Raw genomic sequence first — 1,314 nt, 5'->3', positions numbered from 1 at the left:
CCCACCTCCGTCGCCGTCGTCGCCATCGTCTCCATCGTCGTCCTCCGTCGCGAACGGGTGCGCGCGGAGAATCGCGCCGTCGTCGGGGCTGTCGTTGGCGAAGTTGCAGACGAACAGGTCGCTGCGCTGACGCGGCGTGACGCCGAACAGCACGTCCGATGGGAAGACGAGTCCGTCGTCTGCGGTGGCGACGGCTTCGACGTGGCGGTCAGGGGTGACGCGCACCACGCGGTTCTGCGAGTTCGCGGCGACGTACACGTCCGCGCCGTCGGTGGTGACGCCGTCCGCGCCGAATATCTCGGGCGATTCGAGGTACGTCTCCGCCGCGCCGGCGGTGCCGTCCGTCTCGACGGGCACTCTCACCAGTCGGCCGACGTCCCGCCCCTCGTCGTCGATGGCGCGGGTGACGGCGACGAACACGGAACCGTCGCGTCCGAACGCGAGTCCGTTCGCGCCGAAACTCTCCGTCTCCAGCGTGTCGTCCTCGAACCACAACTCCGCCTCCGGGTCGTCCGCCGACAGCGAAACCTCGTAGACGGCGCCGTCGAACGACTCCGTGACGAGGAGGCGGTCGAAGTCCGGGTCGTACAGCACGTCGTTCGGGAACCCCGAGACGGACGCGAGGGGGAACGGCGCGTGCCCGTCGCGCGGCACCTCCCAGACGCCGGTCCCTTCCTCGGACGACGAGGCGACGTATATCGACCCGCAGGGGACGACTTCGACGCCGACGACGCTCCCCGGCAGTTCGGCGACGCGGGTGAGGTCCGCGGGCGTGAGGCCCGTCTCCTGGGTCTGCGCGTTCGTCACCTCCCACACCTCGCCCGCGGTGATGCCGAAGTAGAGCGTCCCGTCCCAGTCGAGTGCGAGGTTCTCCGGCACCGGGTCGCCCGGCACCGCTACCACCGTCTCGACGGGCGTCGAGTCGTCGCTCGGTTCGCCCTCGTGCGCACCGCCGTCGCCCGACCCGTCGTCCGCACCGTCGTCTCCGTCCTCCTGTGCCGCCGCCGCGCCCGAGAGCGCGGAGAACGCCAGTCCAGTCCCGAACAGCCGAAGTGTCGACCGTTTGGTGAGTTCAACCATACCATCGCTACGGAAACGCTCGCCATAGCCGTTGTCGGTGGTTCGCGTGAGTGTTCGTGGTCCTGTTCTCTCCGCCCTCCTGTCGTGTCTCTGATTGGACGGTCCAGGGCGGGTCGCGTATCGGAACGGGTCCGGGGGCGGGGTGCCACCGGCACGCCCCGTGTGTTTCGTGCTACCGTTCATCGCAATCGACGCCCGAATCGAACAGGTGCGAAAGTCGGGTATAGGAGTAAT

1 protein-coding gene is annotated in these 1,314 nt (G+C 68.8%); it reads right to left on the bottom strand.

All coding sequences use genetic code 11. The annotated features are described in order from the left end of the window. Positions 1 to 1,080 (bottom strand): SMP-30/gluconolactonase/LRE family protein (locus tag GJ632_RS21540; protein ID WP_197428157.1); only part of this gene is annotated, 1,080 nt, incomplete at its 3' end. Positions 1,081 to 1,314: the final 234 nt, after the last annotated feature.

It is taken from the genome of Halogeometricum sp. CBA1124, assembly GCF_009741955.1.
Lineage (GTDB): Archaea > Halobacteriota > Halobacteria > Halobacteriales > Haloferacaceae > Halogeometricum > Halogeometricum rufum.
The sequence above is the reverse complement of the archived record's forward strand: the minus strand, read 5'-3'. Positions and strand labels throughout refer to the sequence as shown.